Genomic DNA, 18,176 nt, shown 5'->3' on the forward strand with positions numbered 1-18,176 from the left:
GCCCGTAAGTAGATCTCACCTGCCTTGCCAGGTGGTACTATGTTTCCGTCGGCGTCGACGACCTTGATTTCGCCCCAGCTTACGCGGCCGACAGAACCGCGGTGATCCAGCCACTCACATCCGGTGATGACGGTCCCGGCTTGATTCTCGCTACCGCCATAAAGCTCAAAGATAGCCTCTGGCCCCAGCCAGTTGATAAAAGCCTCCTTCAGCCACATCGGGCAGGGCGCAGCGAAGTGCCAGAGCGTCTTTAAGGATGAAACGTCGTACCGGCCACGCACCTCTTCCGGCAACCGCCAGATGCGGTTCATCATGGTGGGCACCAAAAAAACCCACGTCGCCCTTCGCCGCTCGATCTCAGCGAGCACGCCCTCCGCGTCGAAGCGCGGCATCAGCACCAGATGGGCACCGCTCGTTATCGCCTCCATCGCGCACCCGAACGGTCCGCCATGATAGAGGGGCCCAGGAATCAACGCCGTGTCACCTGGATGGAAGCGACAGAAGCTCGGACTTTCGGTTTCTGCGATGGTCAGGCCAGGTGATCCGGAAAGTATCAGCTTCGGCCGGCCGGTCGACCCCCCCGACGTCAAAGCCTTCGAAACAGGTGACACGCGCGATGTCAGCGGCCGGTCATCATCACAGAGCGCGAGCAGGTCCTCGACCGTGACGCGCCGTCGGTTGGTCTCCATCGCCGATAAGGCGATCACCACGGGCGGATCGGCGAGGTCGATGATGGCCTGCAGTTCGGCGCGCGGCAGCCGGAAGGACACGGGCTGGGGCGTCGCGCCGAGTTTCCAGACGCCCCAGGAAGCCTCGATAAAATCGACGCCGTTGGGAAGGCCAATCGTCACCAGATCCCCCAGCTTAACTCCCAGTCCCTCCAAAGCCCGGGCGATGCGGTTTGCGCGCGTCTCAAGCTGAGCCCAAGTAATTGTGGTCTCCCCACAGCTAACAGCTGCTACATCTGGAGTTGCTTGGGCGCGGCGGGTCAGCTTGTCGCCCAAAGGAATCAAGTCTTCAGCCATTCGTTTCTCACAGATCTGCTTTTCGCCCCGCTCAGGCGCATGAGCCACCCAGCGCGCTGTCGGCACAATCAAACCGTCCGTTACCGCTTACCCCTATCTTGCAGAAGAAAATCGCCAACTCATGCCCGGGGAACACACATATCAGGCGATTTTTGAACTTCGGCGCAGAAGTTCGTCCGGTAACAATCCATAGATCCAGATACTGAGAGCCGTATAATCCGCTACTCGCATAAGCCAACTCAGCGCGATCGCAGTTAGATGCCCAACATCATGACCACTGCGACGCGTAGGCCAGCTCGCACGACGCGCGGGCGCTGACCGCGGAGCGCCAGGAGGCCTGACTCGAGGATCATCTCTATCTCAACATGGATCTGTCGAAGGAGCCCAAGAAGAGGCGCTACGCCAAGGGGCCTGACGATGCTCAGGCCCCGGGGGAGGCACGCCCTCCTCTCCGCCGTCGTCGGTCGTCAGCTTTGGCCAACCGATCGACGGTGGGTCGAGGAGATGGCTCGGCCGGCCAACTAATCCGCTTGGCAAGAAATGGCTTCGCATCGAATCTACCGGCCTCACAGCGTGCCGCCGGGCGCCGCCACTTGGGAGCCTCGATCCACCGAAGCCGATTCCCTTAGCATTGCTTCGCTAAGGGCGTGGTTACCTGCCAGTTTGAACGTCGTCGACGCGTACGCAGGTGCCCGTCACGAAGTCGGATGACGGTGAGACCAAGAACAGCAAGGTGCTGTCGAGCTGAGCTGGATGGCCAATGCGCGGCCGCGGAAACGCCTTGGTGATATCGCCCACACGTTGCAGCATGCCATCCATCATCTCGGACGAAAACGCTCCCGGCGCGATTGCGTTGACATTGATGTTGAACTTCGCCCATTCGACCGCAAGTGCCTCGGTCATGCGTACCACTGCGGCCTTGCTGATCGAATAGAGGGCGGCGCCATTGCCTCCATATGAATAGGCCGACGACGACGCGAGATTAACTATGCGACCGGGAAGCTTTGCCGCGATCAGGCGCCGCGCGACCTCGCATGACAGTACGTACGGTGCTCGCACATTCGTATCCAGCACGAGGTCGATCAGATCCATCGACATCTTTGTCGCGCGCTGGGCGTCCGGGATCCCCGCATTGTTCACCAGGATCGTTACTGGACCGAGCTGCCGCTCTGCCTCCGCGATAACCTTGGTCAGCTGATTCGCATCTGTCACATCGAGTTGAAGCGGTACGGCCTTGCCACCGGCCGCATTGATTTCCGCCGCCACGCATTCGAGGCGATCGAGCCGCCGGGCCGTCAAGACCACCTGTGCTCCGCATCGCGCAAGCGTCTTGGCGAATCGCACGCCCAAGCCTGCCGATGCTCCGGTGACTAGCGCGTTCTGGCCCTTGAGGTCGATCGAAAAATTGGGAAGTGCATAATCCATGGTGTGCTCACTCTTGTTTTTGAAATGCGGTCAGTCTGGAACGCGGTAGAGCCGGGAAAGCGGCGGCGATTGCGCCCGTCAGCTCGGCGACGAACAAAACCGCTCCTGTGCTTAACTGTTAGGGCCGTTTGAGGTCACCAGCCGCTCGGCCAAGAAGAGACGTGAGCGTTACTTCAGGTCTGCCGCGAAGAATACTGAAGCTGCGCGCGCCGCGACGTCCAGCGCGGTGTAAGGTGCTTTGGGATGGAAGCCCTCAGCCATCAGCATTTTAACCTCTGCGATCTCCTCGCCCGACACGGCGAGCACTTTGCCCGAATGGTCGGCCGCCAAGTCGGAGGCCATGAAGAGCACGCCAGGAGCGACGTTTTCGGGACGCAGGATGGAAGCGCGCTCTTCTCGGATCCCTGGAACGTCCGCCCACATCCGAGTGATCGCGTTTGGCGCCACGCCCATAACGCGGATGCCGTGTTTGCGGCCCTCGATAGAAAGAACCCTTATCAAGCCATAGATGCCTGCTTTGGCCGCTCCGTAGTTTGCTTGACCGAAATTTCCGAACAATCCCGACGTCGAGGACGTCATAATTATCACGCCCGGCCGCCCGTTGTCTTTGAGCCAATTCCAAACTGGTAGCGTGCAGCAGTAAGTCCCCTTCAGATGAACCTTGAGAACCAGATCCCAATCATCCTCAGAGATTTTAGCAAAGGTCCGGTCGCGCAAGATGCCGGCATTGCAGATCAAGATGTCGACCTGACCGAAAGCATCGATCGCTGTCTTGAGGATATTCCTTCCCCCTGCTGTGGTAGATACGTCGTCGACATTGGCCACGGCGCGCCCGCCGGCCGCTAATATGTCAGCCACTACTCTTTCAGCAGCCGCGCTCGCACCGAAACCATTCACCGTGCTGCCGAGATCATTGACGACGATCGCCGCCCCCTCTTTGGCAAACAGCTTAGCATAAGCCTCGCCAAGTCCCCCGCCGGCGCCGGTGATAATTGCTACTTTACCCTGCAACAAACCCATCCTGTCCTCCTCAAATGCCTGCGTCGTGAGCACCTGGCGCTACCGAAGCACGGGTCAGTCCATTTAGATGACGGTCGCGTTGCGCGCCAAGCCGGTCCGCCTGGTTGATCGATTCGCCTGTTATACTTGCCCGAACGGGAGCTTTGGCCCCTTGCGGAGGGATGATGCACTATGAACCATCCTCTCGGATGCTTACAGACGCGTGTAGTCCGCCGGGCTGAGCTTCGCGTAAAAACCAAGCGCCTCGTCAACAAATAGTGTCCACGTCTTAGAACGACAGCTGATCGTCCTCCCTCGTTCATTTTAACCCACTAGCCACAGCCGATTCTGCAGAAGAATTGTCTCGTTCTACAGACTAAAACCGCCGACTTCTGCGGGGTCGGCACGGAGATCAGGCAAGTTTCATTGCTTTAGCGCAGGAGTTCATCGTGAAACGAGAACCCGATGGCTCGGTCGCACGAACTCGGTTCGATTGCGGAATTTGTCGAGCAGCCAAAATGAGCTCAGCAGCTTGGCGGATAGTCTCCTATGGACGCACTCGCGTGATAAGACAGTTCCTCCACCTTATAGTTAGCGGCTGGCGCGGAGGATTAAGGTCGAGCTCGCGGAACTCCGGAAACTGACACGAGGGCTTCACAGATAGGTCCCTGCGATACACCGTCGATTAGTATCTCCGCCGTTATGAGCCTTCGTCGCGGATCGGCCCCGAGACGGCGCAGTCGCGAGGAGTGTTATCTCGCCCTGCTCCCCCGGCTGAAGCGCAATCCCTTCCATCTTCTCCTGAGATACCCACCCAAATCCGGGTAGCAGGCGAGCACTGTAGACGGCGGTACGCTCCAACTTGTTGCGAATCTTGAGCGTATACCTGACCTCGCTTTGGGAATGACTTCAGAAAGATATGGCAACATTCGCGCCCGGAATAGATCGATGAAATGGTTTGCTGGTTCGTCCACAATATCGCGAAAGGCCGCCTCCTTACGTTCGATGTAGCTCGTGTACTCGGCCATCCTCGACTACACGCTATCACGCAGCTTGGTCATGCTCTGCTCGCTTTTGCTAATGCACGCGACATGACGATTAGGGATGCCAAAGAGATTATCCGAGCCGGCGTAAGGGTCTCCCAAAATGGCAGGAACCATTAGGTGCTCCGGATACCACGCAGGCGCTCGGAGCGCCGCCGCAACAGTTCGATACTGGTCAGGATCATGACGGAGAATACTGTCAGTACGCTCGCGGCAGCGATGATCGTCGGACTGATCTCCTCGCGGATGCCAGAAAACATGACCTTCGGCAAGGTGCGCTGATCGGTGCTTGCGAGGAAAAGAGCAACCACCACCTCGTCGAAGGAAGTGAGAAAGGCGAATAGCGCGCCGGAGATCATGCCGGGAAGTATAAGCGGCAGAGTAACCTTGAAGAAAGCGGTGACCGGCGGCGCGCCGAGCCCGGCGGCAGCGCGGGTTAGCGACTGGTCGAAACCACTCAGGGCAGCGGTCACGGTGATGACGACGAAGGGAGTGGCCAGCGTGGTGTGCGCCAATATTAGTCCGGTAAAGCTGTTGAGCAGCCCAACATCGGCATAGAAGAAATACACGCCCACTGCGGTTATCACGACCGGCACGACGATAGGCGATATCAGTATGGTCATCACCATCGTTCGCCAAGGGAAGTTTGGGCGGCTAAGTCCGAGCGCGGCCAGCGTGCCTAGCACGGTCGATAGGAGCGTGACCGATACGGCGACGAAGATCGAATTGTGCAGCGCGCCCTGCCATCGAACTGTGAGGAAGAACTCCTGATACCAGCGCAGGGACAACGCAGACAACGGATAGGTGAAGAAGGGTACGGAATTAAATGAAAGCGGAATGACCACGAAGATCGGCGCGATTAGAAATAGCAGCACCCCCGCACAGAGCAGCCGGTGCAGGTAGTACCAGCCCTTCTCCATCCGAGAGGCATACGCGGATTCGGCCATCGCTCTCATCCCATCTTGATCCGGTCGACGCCAACCAGCTTGTCGAAACAATAGTAGAGTAGCAGCGTCGCGGTGAGCAGGATGGCGCCGAGCGCCGAGGCCATGCCCCAATTGAGCTCTTCGTTTGTATAGTGGGCAACGAAAGAGCTAACCATTTGGTCAGCCGGTCCTCCAACGAGGGCAGGAGTTATGTAGTAGCCCAGGCACAGAATGAAAGTCAGTAGGCAGCCGGCAGCGATCCCTGGCAGGGTCTGGGGGAAGTAGACCTTCCAAAAGGCGTAAAAGGGTCCGGCACCGAGCGAGCGAGCGGCCCGAACAAAGGTCGGTGAGATTGTTTTCATAACACTGTAGATTGGTAACAGCGTGAATGGCAGCTGAATGTGGGTCATTGCCACGACGGTCCCGATCCGGTTGTAAATAAGCTCAGCCGGCTGAGATATGATATGCAGGGCCATCAATGTTTGGTTGACGACTCCGTGCTGCTGCAGGAGCACGACCCAAGCGGTGGTGCGCACCAGCGTCGATGTCCAAAAAGGCAGAACGACCATAATCATCAGGAGATTGCTGGTCTTGCTCGGCAATCTCGCCAGGAGATAGGCCACTGGAAATCCGAGCAACAGTGTCAGGGCGGTTACGCCGATGCTGATCCCAAGCGTGCGCAAGAATACGCCTTGAAAGATCGCGTTCTCTGGTGGTGAGGCGACGATCTGGCTATCGGGGCCATACTGGTAATCAAGGGAGCGTAGCAGGTAGTACCCGGTATAGGCCGAGCTACCGCGCTTCAGCAGGTTCCAGACGTCGTGCCGCTCCCAGAGCGGACTGATTTCGATCAGCGCCTCCTTGTAGGGGCCGCGGGGAAGCAGGCTCGCTTTGCGCGCGCTCAGTACGACTTGGCTGAGGGAGCCGGGCAACTCATAGTTAATTCGCTTGCCGATCGCGGTCCCAGTCTTCTGAGCCCAAGCATCTTTTAGGTCGCCGGCCAGCGCGGCATAGATGGTCTCGTCCGGGAGATCTCTGCCTTCCCATCCACTTATCGTCTTCATCGTCCGTGGCATTAGGGTCAATAGTGTGTCGTCATGAATAGAGTTGAATAGCATCCGTCCGATCGGCAGCACGAAAGCGACCAGGATGTACAGCAGGAGCGGAAGTACGAGGATAAAGGCCTTAAGCTTCCGCCGCCGCTCGACCAGCCGCAGCTTGAGATGCAGAGGCATGCCTTCTTGGCTGCCGGTGACTTGGACGGCTATCGTCGCCAAGGACGTTCTCCCAGTTCAGTTGTTAGAGGCGGGGAGCAGAACAGCACCCGCCAGGCCATTTCTATGTTTTGGTATTACTTTGCCAGCCAGGCAGTGAAACGTTGGGTAATTTCATCGCCGTTCTCAGTCCAAAAACTTGAGTCCCTCAGCAGAACACTACCCATGTGGTCATTCGGAATGTTTGGCAGGACCCTCGGCTCGATGAGCGCGATCGCGTCCTTGTTGCTCGGCCCGGAGTCCGTGTGGTTCGTCACGTCGGCTTGCGACTACGCCGAACCCGCGAAGGCGAGAAACTTATAGGCGCTGTCCAATCGCGGACTGCCCTTTGGAATCACCCAGGAGTTTCCGCCCAGTATTGCGGCATCCCACATGATCTCGAAATCCTTTCCGGAGTTCTTGACCGCGTCATAGATTCTGACGTGCCAGGCGGCAGTCATGACGACCTGACCATCCGCGAGAAGCTGCGGCGGCTGGGCGCCGGCCGTAGCCCTCTTTTCCCAGGGAATTTCTTCAGATCGAAAAACTCGGCGATGGTCGTCGGACCGTTCGGCAGCTTGTTCCTGTCATAGACAACGACGGTGGCACCGATGCCGGCCGGCACCCCACATTCCGTGAAGCTGAGCCCCTCGAACTTAGCCCGGTCGACGCCCAGCTTCTTCCAGTTGATCGACTCGATCGCTCCCTCCGCGCACAACTGCCGGACGGCCGACTCGCCGGCGTAGACCACGTCCCAGCTCACAGTCTTGGTCTCGACCATCGCGCGGATTTCGACGAGGTCGTAATCGTATTCGGCTTCAGCGATTTTGATCCCGGTTTCCTTCGAGAAGGGCTTGACGGCCAGAGCGCGCGTTAAATTCAATGACGTTCTCATGGTTTACTCTCTCCCATCTTGCCACCCCACGACGGACGTAGCGCTGCCGAAGACCCAGCCGCCCCTGCTCGAGTGGAGCTCGGTGTCCTCACGGCGCGTCGAGCGCCCGACAATCCTCTGTTTTCCAGCCGATGGTGATCACCGCACCGGGCTCGACTTGCACCACGCCTTCCGAATTCGGCAACTTGACCACAAAGTCATCATTGCCGCAGACCGAAAGCCGCGCGCGCACGTGGTCACCAAGATAGATCACCTCCGCAACCTGCGCGCTAAAGACGTTGGGCAACGAGCCTGGTGTCGGGTTCAATTTCACGCGCTCCGGCCGTAGCGACAGCACCGTCGGCCGGCCAATCGCTTCCACTTTGACGGCCAGCGCCTGCACGTGCCCGACTCCTGCAATCTCTATCTTGCAGTCGCCGCCATTCATCGCCACGACTTTCCCGTGGAGGCGGTTATTCTCCCCGATGAACTGGGCCACGAAAGCATTTTGCGGGCGGTCGTAAAGCTCAACTGGCGCGGCCAGCTGCTGGATGACTCCCTCATTGAAGACGGCTATGCGGTCCGACATGGTCAGCGCCTCGACCTGATCATGCGTCACATAGACGACCGTAACACCAAGACTCTGGTGGATGCGCTTGATCTCGAGCTGCATGTGCTCGCGCAACTGCTTGTCTAATGCACCGAGTGGCTCGTCCATCAGCACGAGCTTGGGATCGAATACGAGCGCGCGGGCAAGTGCAACGCGCTGCTGCTGGCCGCCCGACAGCTGGCCGGGCCGTCGGCCGCCATAAGCGCCGAGACGGACCATGTCGAGCGCCCGCTTGATCCGGGCCTGGATCTCGGCCTTGCCAAGTTTTCGGACCTTAAGCGGGAAGGCGAGGTTCTCCTCGACTGTCATATGGGGAAATAACGCGTAATTCTGGAATACCATGCCGATCTCGCGCTTGTGCGGCGGCATATTATCGATCACGCGCCCCGCCAAGAGAATGGAGCCGTGAGTGGGCGCCTCGAAACCGGCGAGCATCATGAGAGTCGTTGTTTTGCCAGAGCCGGAAGGGCCGAGCATCGTCAGAAACTCACCTCGAGCGACGCCCAAGTTGAGATTTTTAACGACCAGCGTTTCGCCGTCATAGGTCTTCTGAACCCCGGAAAACTCAACGAAGGCATCGTTCGCGCTTGGCATCAACACTCTACCCTCCCCTGGTGCTCCCATCACAGGGGCGCCCCTTGCGACGAGACACGATGCTCTTCTTGATGGATTGCAGCAGTTACGCCAGCGCTCGCGATTGCAGAAGCGCATCTGCGCTGGACCACACGGCTCACCGTTTTCCTCACCCGCGTTCAATTCCGGCGACCTTGAGGTCAACAGAAGTTTGTTTTCTTCACGAAACACTTAGCAAGTTCCTGGAGGTGAATTTCATCGATGTGATCCAATTTTCAGCCGAAATTCTGCGTCACTGGTCGAAATGCGCAGATTTCGGTTAGCCATTTCGGTGAGGGCACACCCGCGAAACGAGGCGTTTTTTGAGGCGCTTACCTGAATGTTGGCAACGACGGCGCCGCAGATATAGCTCTTGGCCGTGTTGTTGTACCGCACACACTCCATGCACCGAAGATGCTGCTCGCCCAGTATGGATCCCAATTGGGGGTGTACACTCGCGTTCTGCTGGTCGCATCCGCGACGGCATTGGGCATCCCTGATCCTGATTTTGGCTCCGAGCCGATCGATGCCCGCAAGGCGCGGCTCTGCCATATCGTTCACGAGACCGGCGCCAAGACGATCCACTATCTCCACGAGTTCGGCAACAGCTGGGACCCTTTGATCAAGCTTGAGAAAGCCTCGACAACTAGCCGTCGTGGTGCGTCTCAGAATATCAGCGCGCGGGAGAAGGCTTCGAGAACACATCTGAGGCCTAAACCAGCGAGCGAAGACCCTCCCTTGCTTTAGTCAAAGGCGAATGGGTCCGTGCGGAGCTGAGATGAAAGCAGTTGTGCATTCCACATTGCCAGATGACAGTTCTGGCGGATCGTGGACGAGCTGATCGTCGCATCGGGCTTGCTCGCAAGCTACCAGTTCTCTTGCGGCGGCATCTCTGCTTTGGCTCGTCCTGAGACGTTCCCTTTTCCTCAACTCTTTGCGCTTAGCGCCCTTTGAAGCGTGGCGTTCTCTTCTCACGAAAGGCCATAATCCCTTCTTGGTAATCCTCTGTCATGCAGGTCAAAACCAGCTGATCGACATCCATATGGCTCGCGAGATCGTCAAGAGCACCGGCGAGACGATTGACCGTTTGCTTAGTCATAGCGACTGGGATCGGCGGTTGCGCGGCGACTTTCTCGGCGAGCTCCATCGCTGCTTCAAGGCTTGCCCTGGGATCCGTCACTTTCTCCACTAGCCCCCATTCGTAAGCTTCTTCCGCGGAGATGCGCTGGTCAGCGAGAATGATCGCCTGCTTCGTGCGTGCCGGACCAATCAGCTGCAGCATACGCGGGATGGTTTGCCAGCTCATGTTTATGCCGAGCGAGATTTCGGGTACGCGGATGTGGGCGTCTCGCGCCATGATCCGGAAGTCGAGGGCGACGGCGAGCGCGATACCGCCTCCGATGCAAAAGCCTTCGATCGCGGCGATCGTCACTTGGTCCATCTCGTACCAAGCGCGGGTGAGCCGCGATCCGATCCGAGACCGTCGCGCAGCCATATCCAGCGCACCGCGGGAAGGGCTTGCATCTTTTTTCAGATCAGCGCCGGCACTGAACGTCTGCCCGCCGGTCAAGATCACAACAGAGGTTTTCGCGTCGCCCTCAAAGCTTTCAGCAGCTCTAGTCAGATCGCGGATTACTTCGTCAGAAAGCGCGTTGATGCGATCGCCACGGTCGAACCGTACCACCGCGATGCGCCCCTCCGTGCCCAGCCCTTTCTCGATCTTTACGAAATTCGACAAGATTTCGCCCCCTTTTGCTGCCCGCATCTCTCTTTCCAGTTCTAGGCAAATTTGTTCATTTGGCACAGAATGTCTTCGTGCCGATCAACGACGTGCGTCGTGCGGGTGATAATGGAATCGGTGAACTCTCAGAGACTAACTCAGCGTGATCATGAATGGGGCATTGAGCTCTCTGCATAATACGGTTCATCGGCAATGAGCCATCGATCTGTCCGGATCGATCAAGCGTATGATCCAGTTGACCAGATCGGTTCTCTTGCGTTTCTGGAAAAGCGAGCACACAGGTGAGGAGATTGCTGGTCTTCCTCGGCAATGTTGCCAGGACATAGTCCACTGGGAACCGAGCTGCAGGGTCGTGACGGTTGGGGCAATGCTGATGCCACAGGGTGCGCAAGAAAACGCCCCGTAACATCGCGTTCTTGGGTGGTAAGGCGACGATCTGGTTGTCAGGGCCATACTGGTAATCGAGGGGAGTAGCAGGTAGCGGCCCGTATAGGCCGAGGTTCGGCGCCTCAGGAAGCTCCAGAAGTCATGCCGCCCCCAAAGTGGACTGATTTCGATCAGCGCGTCCTTGTAGCGGCCGGCCGAATGCGTGCTCGCTTTACGCGCACTCAATGCCGCCGCGCTGAGGGAGCCGGGCAACTCGTACTTCGTTCGCTTGCCGATCGACGCCGTCCTCTTCTGAGCCCAAGACTGTTTCAGGTCGTCCGCCAGCGCGGCATACACCGCCTCGTCCGGCAGGTCCTTGCCGCCCCATCCTTTTGGCACCGTCACCGCCCGCGCATCACAGTCAACGGTGTATCGTCTGAACAGTGTTGAGCAGCATCCGTCCGATTGGCAGCACGAACAGGACTAGAATGAACAGCAGGAGCGGAAAAACGAGGACAAAGGCCGTAAGCGTCTGCCGGCGCTCGACCCGCTGTAGCTTGAGATGCAGAGGCATGCCTTCCGCGCTGCCGGTAATTTGAACGGTCATCGTCGCCTTCGAATTTGTTCGCAGTTCGTCGGTTAGAGAGGCGAGAAGAACAGAACCCCTCCCACCACTGCTATCGTGGCGTTACTGGGCGAGCCAGGCGGTAAAGCGTTGGCGGATTTCATCGCCCTTCTCACTCCAAAAACTTGCGTCCGACCGGAGGGCATTAGCCATATGGGCGGGCGCATTCGGAAGGCTGGGCAGGACTGTCGGATCGAGGAGCGCAATCGCGTCCTTGTTGCCTATTCCGTAGCCGGTGAAGTTTGCCACGTCGGCATGCGCCTGAGGCGAACTGGCAAAGGCAATGAACTTGTAGGCGCTGCCCAATCGCGGACTCCCCTTTGGGATCACCCAAGAGGTCCCGCCGAGTACCGCGCCGTCCCACATCATCTCGAAATGTTTCCCAGTGCTCTTGTTGGCATCAAAGATTCGACCGGGCCAGGCGGCGCTCATTACGACCTGACCATCGGCGAGAAGCTGCAACGGCTGAGCGCCGGCCGTCCACCAGATGATCTCCTTCTTGATCGTATCGAGCTTCGTGAAAGCGCGATCAACTCCCTCGGGCGTGTTAAGCACCTTGTAGACGTCCTTAGTGGGCACACCGTCGGCGATCAATGCCCATTCAAGAGGAGGACTCTTATATAGTCCCCTTTTGCCGGGAAACTTCTTCAGATCGAAGAAATCCGCGATGGTCTTCGGGCCGTTAGGCAGCCTGTCCCTGTCGTAGGCAACAACGTCGGCAGAGACGCTGGATGGCACCCCACAGTCCGTGCTGCTAACGCCCTCGAACTTGGCCCGGTCGAGGCCCAGCTTCTTCCAGTCGATCGACTCGATCGCCCCCTCTGCGCACAGCTGCCGGACGGCCGACTCGGCGGCCCAGACCACGTCCCAGCTCACGGTCTTGGTCTCGACCATGGCGCGGATTTTGGCGAGGCCGTAATCGTATTCGGCTTCAGTGACCTTGATCCCGCTCGCCTTCGAAAAGGGATCGAAAATTAGTTTGCGCAGCGCCTGTTGGAAACCCCCGCCACCAGCGGTGACCGTAAGCTGATCGTCTGCAAAGGCCGAATTCGTTGACGCGAACACACCCGCTGTCAGGCCGATTACGGTCACGGCGAGGCCTGCATCCCTCCATGAGAACTTCATCATCTACTCTCTCCTTTTTATGCCACGCCCGGGCGGAGGAAGCTCTGGCCAAACGGCGATAGCCTGCTCCGACGAAGCCTCGGTCGTCCTCACGCGCGTCGAGCGCCCCAGAATCCTCCGTATTCCAACCGATAGTGATCACCGCATTGGGGGTGGACCAGCATCGTGCCTTCCGAATTCCGCAACTTGAGCACAAATCATCATGGCCACGGTTCGCAAGCCGCGCGCGCACGTGGTCAGCTAATCACCCTCGAAGCGCTGACCATGTCGGATCGCATAGCAGTCTTCCGCGCCGGGCTCGTCCAGAAGCTCGCTGCGCCCGCCGAGGTTTGCGAGCGACCGCAAAGTGCTTTCGTCGCCCAGTTCAAACGGAAAAAGCACCACTCCCTCACCTGCATTTTTGACTTGCTGGTCACGGACCATATCGGACCACAGAGCTGATTTTCATCAATCTCGATCATCACCTCGCTTAAATTGTGCATCGTTTCTGCCGCTTGCGAAGATTCATGTGATCTGCGGCCGGCAAGATGCTGGAGGGAACAAGCGGAGAGCACTTGCCGGTAGCATGTGGACTCGCCCAGTAAGTCGATTCCCACGGCGTTACGAACAGTCCAGATCCCTCTCCCGCGGGCTCCATGACGCAAATGTTGGTCAAGCGCCCCCGAGTGGGTCATAAGCAACTTCGGTGTCGACGACGATTGCTCAAGCCAATGCAACCGGCCGCTCCTGGGCACCGGCGACCGCGTCCACCGCACCCGGTGTGGTGTCCCTGGCGGGTATGCAGCCCGGCGATTGTCTTATCGCGAATACCCGCGGGAGCAGAGGATTCCCTAACTTGGTCGCGGAAGGCGTGTTGATGGTCGCTAGGATTCAGAGCATCTTCAGCAACTGCGCCGCGGATCTTGGGCTACGACGAAATGGTGGCCGCGTCGAACTACCGCAATTTAACTCTCAAGACCATCAACTCGCTTTCGATCACATCGATCGCTCTTCGATGTCAGGTTCGGTTCTCCGTCGGGAGTTCATCCATCGTGCACCGAACCGGGAGCTTGAAAGCGTTCTCCGGATTTTGACATTCACGATGGTGTCCAGGATAGGTGTTGACCGGCACTGAGAGTTCGTACGTTGCTCTAAACCGCCGCAAGGCGGACTCTCTGTGCGGGCAACGAGCTGAGGTCGCGCGAGACGATTAACACTTGTTCCGCATTCCTATCTCCTTTTTTGGAGCCACACAGTCATTCAGTAGTTGGTTTCGCAATGGTTGCATTCTTGACGTCGCTTTCTTTTCCGCGGAGGGAAGGATTATCGCGGAGCGGATCGCAAGGTGGTCATAGGCCCTCAAGCAACGCCCCTCGACTACGCTAACGCCTTCCTCGGGGCAGCCCAACGGCGCGCATTCTGAAGCCGGTCAAGATCTTCTCGGGTGCACCTCCTCCCACGCTCACCTTATCTTCTTGGCCAATTAGGGGGCGCATACGACCGAGAGTCGCGCCTGTGTGACGTCGCCCCTCCGAAATCTCTAGCGAGAGCACCGCTTTAAGAATCTGCGCTTGAACATAAATATGAAGGCCTCCGGCGGGCATGCCGAAGGCCTTCTTGGAGGTTAAACTTAGATGAACAGAGCCGCTACCTTCCTCCTTCCGCTAGTTTGAAAAGAACTCACCAGACGCGCTGAGCCCGGAGCAGTAGCGTCAGAGCGCCCTGGTCCTTCAGCTCATACGTAGTACCTGGCTTGGCGATGCCTGACTGCGTCGGCAGCGTCACCGTGCTTCCGCTCGCATACTTCTGGTCGAGCATGGTGTAGGCAAGCTCGGCCGAGAAGGTCAGGTTCTTAACTGGAGTCCACCCCGTCCTCGTACCAATAATCGCGTAGTTGAAGTCGGGGTTGCAGCCTGCCGCGCCGGTCGAGAGCGCGATGTTTGCAACGACTGCGCCGCAAATGTAGCCCTTGGCCGTGTTGTTGTACCGCACAGCGCTCCATGCACCGAAGATGCTGCTCACCCAGTGGGGATCCCAGTTGTGAGAGTAGCCTCCCTGAAAGCCGTAGGTCGTAGTCAGTTGCTGGCCGGAGCCAGTCACGAACACCGCGTCGGATACGCCGGCGATGCCGACGCTCTGGTAGGCACCAGCGAGACCTGTGCTTCCGTACATCGCGAAGCTAGGTGCTGCCGTATAGTCGTGGAAATTGTAACGGCTCGCACCATTCGTATACACAGCTGACATGTTGATCGTATCACCCGCGCCAGTCGGAATGTTCTTGATCGACAAGCCCAGCTGGCCTGCCCAGCCCCATTTGTCATCGGGGTGGCCGGTGACTTCGGTCCCGCCGTAGTAGGCGGCATGATTGTCATGCGCAGCGAACGACGCCTGGAAGAGGCCCCAAGCCTGGTCGACACGAACCTTCGCTACGAAATCCGGGGCTCGCGCACCACCGAAGTCGCTGGCGCCGTACGCACCAGCCGCAATTCCGGCGGGTGTTGCTGCACTCACGTTCCAGATGGCGAGTTGGTTACGGGAGACCTGATCCTCGGCTGACAACGATGCCGTGATGCCCTGACCGAAGTCGAAGGTATAAGCGAACTGCTGCACGGGATCCCAGCCCCCTGCGCCAGGCAGCTCGATGGTATTCGCCGGATACTGGGTCCAGGGCGTGCTGAATTGCGAAAACGCCTTGCCCATCGTAAAGCCGGCGAACTGGATGAAGGCGTGGTAAAGACCGGGAGTACCAGTCGCGATCTGAGAGCCTACCGATGTAGTATAGCTCGTCCCGCCAGCGCCGTTACCGCTATAGGGGCCAGTCGTATAAGTCCACGCTCCCTCGAAGTACGTGCGGAGCAAGCCGTACTCGGTCGCGGTGCGAGTGTCGATGTAGAGGCCCTCACGAGAGCGCGCGCTGTAGTAATCGCTCAGACGATTGTTAGCGCCACCCACACCACTGTCGGGTGCAATATAGTGATAGCTTGAGTTCAGCACGACTTCAGCGCGCATATAGCCGCCCAATCTGATGCAGGTGTCAGTGCCCGGGATGTAATAGAATCCGGCACCGTACAAGGAGCAGACCTTGACGTACTCGATCGCTTTCGCCTTGACGGGGAGATCGGCCGCCTGCGCACCGCCCATAGCGATCAGACCCGCCGCCGAACCAAGAAAGAGGCTCTTCGCCATCTTCATAAAAAAACCCTCCAGTTGTTTAACTCAAGAGCGGCTAGTCTCGCTTGGAGATTAGCCACTTCCGCCCCAATCATTCTCGACCTACAGGGCGTTCCTCGAACACCACTGATAGATTGAACCAGTGACATCACGGTGCGAACCATTCCGCCGCTCGTGTGATTAAGTTGACAGATTGCGTTACTTAGCGGCGTGAAAACTTCGTACGAAACGGACGCGCGCGCGCACGTTCCGCGCAGCGTGTTCTAAGTGCTTCACAAGCGTACGATTTGTACCGCAACTAGCGGTCAACGTACGCTTCGTACGTATCAATGATCTTCATGAGGGGAGCTGCTATTGTTGTAAGTGTGTCGCGCATTTTTGCGCGCTTAGTCATGAGGCCACTCGATGCGAGTGCTGCACAGAGTGGGGCAATAGTAGGATCTTGACCTCCAACCCTTCGCTTCCGTGGCCGATGCAAACGGGCGCATGCTTAGAAACGGCCATGCAGAGAAGAACGCGGCGAGCGTCGTGATCTCAACTGTGGACAGTGAGTATCGAGTCGATTTGATCAGCCGCACGGATCATGCTTTCGAGTGGACGCAACGCGCCGCAAACAATCGGGGCGGAGTCTGAGTCGAGCGGCAATCAGGATGGAAGTGCTCTCCATCCATATTGTCGCGCTATATCGATGTCATGTTCGTCATTGAACGTGAGGTCAACGGTTCTTGCGCCGCAGGAGCCCCTGGTCGTGACCAGGAGCGTAGCCGCGTTCTGATCGTTGAGCTGGAGGCGTTTTAGTGCGAGCAGCGAGCCAAGTTCTCCAAGAAGAGCGACACGACGAAGGTACTGCCTCAATCGCTAGGATGCATTCACCCCCTTCCTTGATGACGTGCGGCTTTGCATCTCGAACAATGCTGTTAGCGCGCTACGAGCTGTTGCCGTGGGAAGAAGAAATTGGACCTTCGCGGGCCTCCGATGAGGGCGGCACGCGCCGCGGCGATACACCCTCATTGCCACGGCGAAGCTCAACGACATCGATCCGCAGGATTGGCCCACCGATGTGCGCGGCCACTTGCCAGATGATCAGATCATCCTGCCAAGCGCATTCGCGATCTCCAGTCTCGGATTTGACGCCCTCAGAGCGTCGCTCACGCCGCCTGAGCGCGGTGGGCTATCCGCCCAAAGCGACCTTCCCAAGGGCCGTCGCCGGATGCGTACGTCAATACGGAGACGCACCTTCAATATCGTGTTCGGAGATGCAAGAGACGCGCTTGCAACCGCTAAAGCGAACTTACGTGCGGATCCAAGTCACCTCGGGCGCCGTCGATAGCTGCAATAGCAGGCGCGGGAGCATAAGTGCCAGCAATGAGCTTATAACAACTGCATGCTTTTTGCTCCAGACGGTGCCGATCCCCAATCTGCAGCACGCCACGCGTTTTTCGAATTAATCCTTGCTGTTCGAATCGGATCAGCGTTTCCGTTACCCCCGCGCGACGCAATCCCAACGTCAAAGAGAAGTAGTCATGTGTAATTGGAAGCACATCAGCATCGAGAGCATCGCTTGCCAAACAGAGCCAGGACGCAAGCCGCTTCTCTCGATCGTGTCGAACGCCGCACAATCCCGTCTGAGCGCAATGCAAGTTCAGCGCTTGAGCATACCGAAGGAGGTATTCACGGATTTCGGAGGGTTCGGGCATGACGCGCTTCAAATCCTCGAGAAGGATCCTGTGCGCGCTTCCAGGAAAGAGCACGACGGATTGATGCGTCGCAAGATGCCCTCCGGCCAAGAGCGAAGCGCCGACCGCACCCTGATGTCCTATTAACGCAGTTTCGAGAATGCTCCCCGCTGCGACGATCCTGAGCGAGACAAGGCCTGACTCTATGAAATAGATGTGTTCGAGGCGCTTCTTCGGTTCTTGCAGCACCATGCGTTCTCTGAGAACGACCGGCTCAAGGAACTCCCCGATTGCCGCGAGCTCCTGAAGAGAAATGCTCGTGAGAATCCCGTTTTTGACAAAAGGCCGCGTACTGGAGCGCACAGCACCAGGGCGGTGAAGCATCCGAGGTATATCGGGTGCCTGCTTGAGAGCTGCAGCTTCGGAGCTATCGCGCCCGTGGAGGACGGACAGGAGATGGTCGTTCATACTGCAGTCCGCCGCTTAATGGGTACAATTCTTAAGGGGCAATCCCTTTTGACCCTCACGAACTATTGATTTTAAGTTAGCAGTAGCAAAACGTCGTTTCGTGCGATCAGGGGCGGCGTTGCGACAAAATCCTGCGATTAAACCAGCACCTCCGACGTATTCCAGCGCGCGACCTTTCTGCATATCAGGTCTTACTTTGCACGTAGCGCGGCCTCATCTCGCCGTCACGTTGCGCCGAGCTGGACCAGCAAGCTGTGG

At 58.1% G+C, this 18,176-nt stretch carries 15 protein-coding genes and 2 pseudogenes; 4 read left to right on the forward strand and 13 right to left on the reverse strand.

The window, feature by feature from the left end:
* The 7 genes and pseudogenes from AC0L23_RS31360 to AC0L23_RS31390 all read right to left on the reverse strand — a co-directional run.
* On the reverse strand, positions 1 to 1,025 hold a 1,025-nt coding region (locus tag AC0L23_RS31360), incomplete at its 3' end, for an AMP-binding protein (protein WP_473357744.1).
* Between the two features lie 651 nt (positions 1,026 to 1,676).
* On the reverse strand, positions 1,677 to 2,450 hold the full coding sequence (locus AC0L23_RS31365) for an SDR family NAD(P)-dependent oxidoreductase (protein WP_473357745.1): 774 nt from the start codon (positions 2,448 to 2,450) through the stop codon (positions 1,677 to 1,679).
* Positions 2,451 to 2,618: 168 nt separating this feature from the next.
* Positions 2,619 to 3,470: an SDR family NAD(P)-dependent oxidoreductase gene (locus tag AC0L23_RS31370; protein ID WP_473357746.1), complete on the reverse strand. Its 852-nt coding sequence runs from the start codon at positions 3,468 to 3,470 to the stop codon at positions 2,619 to 2,621.
* A 1,138-nt stretch (positions 3,471 to 4,608) separates the two neighbouring features.
* The gene (locus AC0L23_RS31375; protein ID WP_473357747.1) at positions 4,609 to 5,439 is read right to left on the reverse strand and encodes an ABC transporter permease; all 831 of its coding nucleotides are present in this window, start codon (positions 5,437 to 5,439) and stop codon (positions 4,609 to 4,611) included.
* A gap of 5 nt (positions 5,440 to 5,444) precedes the next feature.
* Positions 5,445 to 6,695, reverse strand: coding sequence for an ABC transporter permease (locus tag AC0L23_RS31380; protein WP_473357748.1), 1,251 nt, complete (start codon positions 6,693 to 6,695; stop codon positions 5,445 to 5,447).
* A gap of 266 nt (positions 6,696 to 6,961) precedes the next feature.
* Positions 6,962 to 7,566, reverse strand: a pseudogene (locus AC0L23_RS31385) (extracellular solute-binding protein).
* Positions 7,567 to 7,654: 88 nt separating this feature from the next.
* Positions 7,655 to 8,749, reverse strand: a complete 1,095-nt coding sequence (locus tag AC0L23_RS31390) for an ABC transporter ATP-binding protein (protein ID WP_473357792.1) — start codon at positions 8,747 to 8,749, stop codon at positions 7,655 to 7,657.
* 432 nt (positions 8,750 to 9,181) lie between these two features.
* Between AC0L23_RS31390 and AC0L23_RS31395 the strand changes: the two genes are divergently transcribed.
* The gene (locus AC0L23_RS31395; RefSeq protein WP_473357750.1) at positions 9,182 to 9,514 is read left to right on the forward strand and encodes a hypothetical protein; all 333 of its coding nucleotides are present in this window, start codon (positions 9,182 to 9,184) and stop codon (positions 9,512 to 9,514) included.
* A 193-nt stretch (positions 9,515 to 9,707) separates the two neighbouring features.
* Here AC0L23_RS31395 and AC0L23_RS31400 read toward each other — a convergent pair whose 3' ends face one another.
* The 4 genes from AC0L23_RS31400 to AC0L23_RS31415 form a co-directional block, all read right to left on the reverse strand.
* On the reverse strand, positions 9,708 to 10,505 hold the full coding sequence (locus tag AC0L23_RS31400) for an enoyl-CoA hydratase/isomerase family protein (protein ID WP_473357793.1): 798 nt from the start codon (positions 10,503 to 10,505) through the stop codon (positions 9,708 to 9,710).
* A gap of 186 nt (positions 10,506 to 10,691) precedes the next feature.
* Positions 10,692 to 11,279 carry a hypothetical protein gene (locus AC0L23_RS31405; RefSeq protein ID WP_473357751.1) on the reverse strand — a complete coding sequence of 196 codons (588 nt, stop codon included), beginning with the start codon at positions 11,277 to 11,279 and terminating at the stop codon, positions 10,692 to 10,694.
* A 16-nt stretch (positions 11,280 to 11,295) separates the two neighbouring features.
* A complete protein-coding gene (locus tag AC0L23_RS31410; protein ID WP_473357752.1) occupies positions 11,296 to 11,481 on the reverse strand; it encodes a hypothetical protein in 186 nt (61 codons plus the stop codon).
* Between the two features lie 81 nt (positions 11,482 to 11,562).
* Positions 11,563 to 12,627 (reverse strand): ABC transporter substrate-binding protein, encoded by a 1,065-nt coding sequence (locus tag AC0L23_RS31415; protein ID WP_473357753.1) that lies wholly within the window; start codon positions 12,625 to 12,627, stop codon positions 11,563 to 11,565.
* A 249-nt stretch (positions 12,628 to 12,876) separates the two neighbouring features.
* Here AC0L23_RS31415 and AC0L23_RS31420 point away from each other — a divergent pair.
* A pseudogene (locus AC0L23_RS31420) lies at positions 12,877 to 12,990 on the forward strand (spermidine/putrescine ABC transporter ATP-binding protein); the annotation flags it as partial.
* Between the two features lie 1,293 nt (positions 12,991 to 14,283).
* Here AC0L23_RS31420 and AC0L23_RS31425 read toward each other — a convergent pair.
* Complete coding sequence (locus AC0L23_RS31425; protein ID WP_473357754.1) at positions 14,284 to 15,795, reverse strand: porin; 1,512 nt, start codon at positions 15,793 to 15,795, stop codon at positions 14,284 to 14,286.
* An 868-nt stretch (positions 15,796 to 16,663) separates the two neighbouring features.
* Here AC0L23_RS31425 and AC0L23_RS31430 point away from each other — a divergent pair.
* Together AC0L23_RS31430 and AC0L23_RS31435 are read left to right on the forward strand one after the other, a co-directional pair.
* A complete protein-coding gene (locus AC0L23_RS31430; RefSeq protein ID WP_473357755.1) occupies positions 16,664 to 16,753 on the forward strand; it encodes a hypothetical protein in 90 nt (29 codons plus the stop codon).
* A gap of 54 nt (positions 16,754 to 16,807) precedes the next feature.
* Entirely contained in the window at positions 16,808 to 17,104 is a 297-nt protein-coding gene (locus AC0L23_RS31435) for a hypothetical protein (RefSeq protein WP_473357794.1), read from the forward strand.
* Here the strand turns inward: AC0L23_RS31435 and AC0L23_RS31440 are convergent.
* Complete coding sequence (locus AC0L23_RS31440; RefSeq protein WP_473357756.1) at positions 17,055 to 17,918, reverse strand: Crp/Fnr family transcriptional regulator; 864 nt, start codon at positions 17,916 to 17,918, stop codon at positions 17,055 to 17,057. The genes AC0L23_RS31435 and AC0L23_RS31440 overlap by 50 nt on opposite strands.
* Positions 17,919 to 18,176: the final 258 nt, after the last annotated feature.

Source organism: Bradyrhizobium sp. MI1.4 (assembly GCF_055811315.1).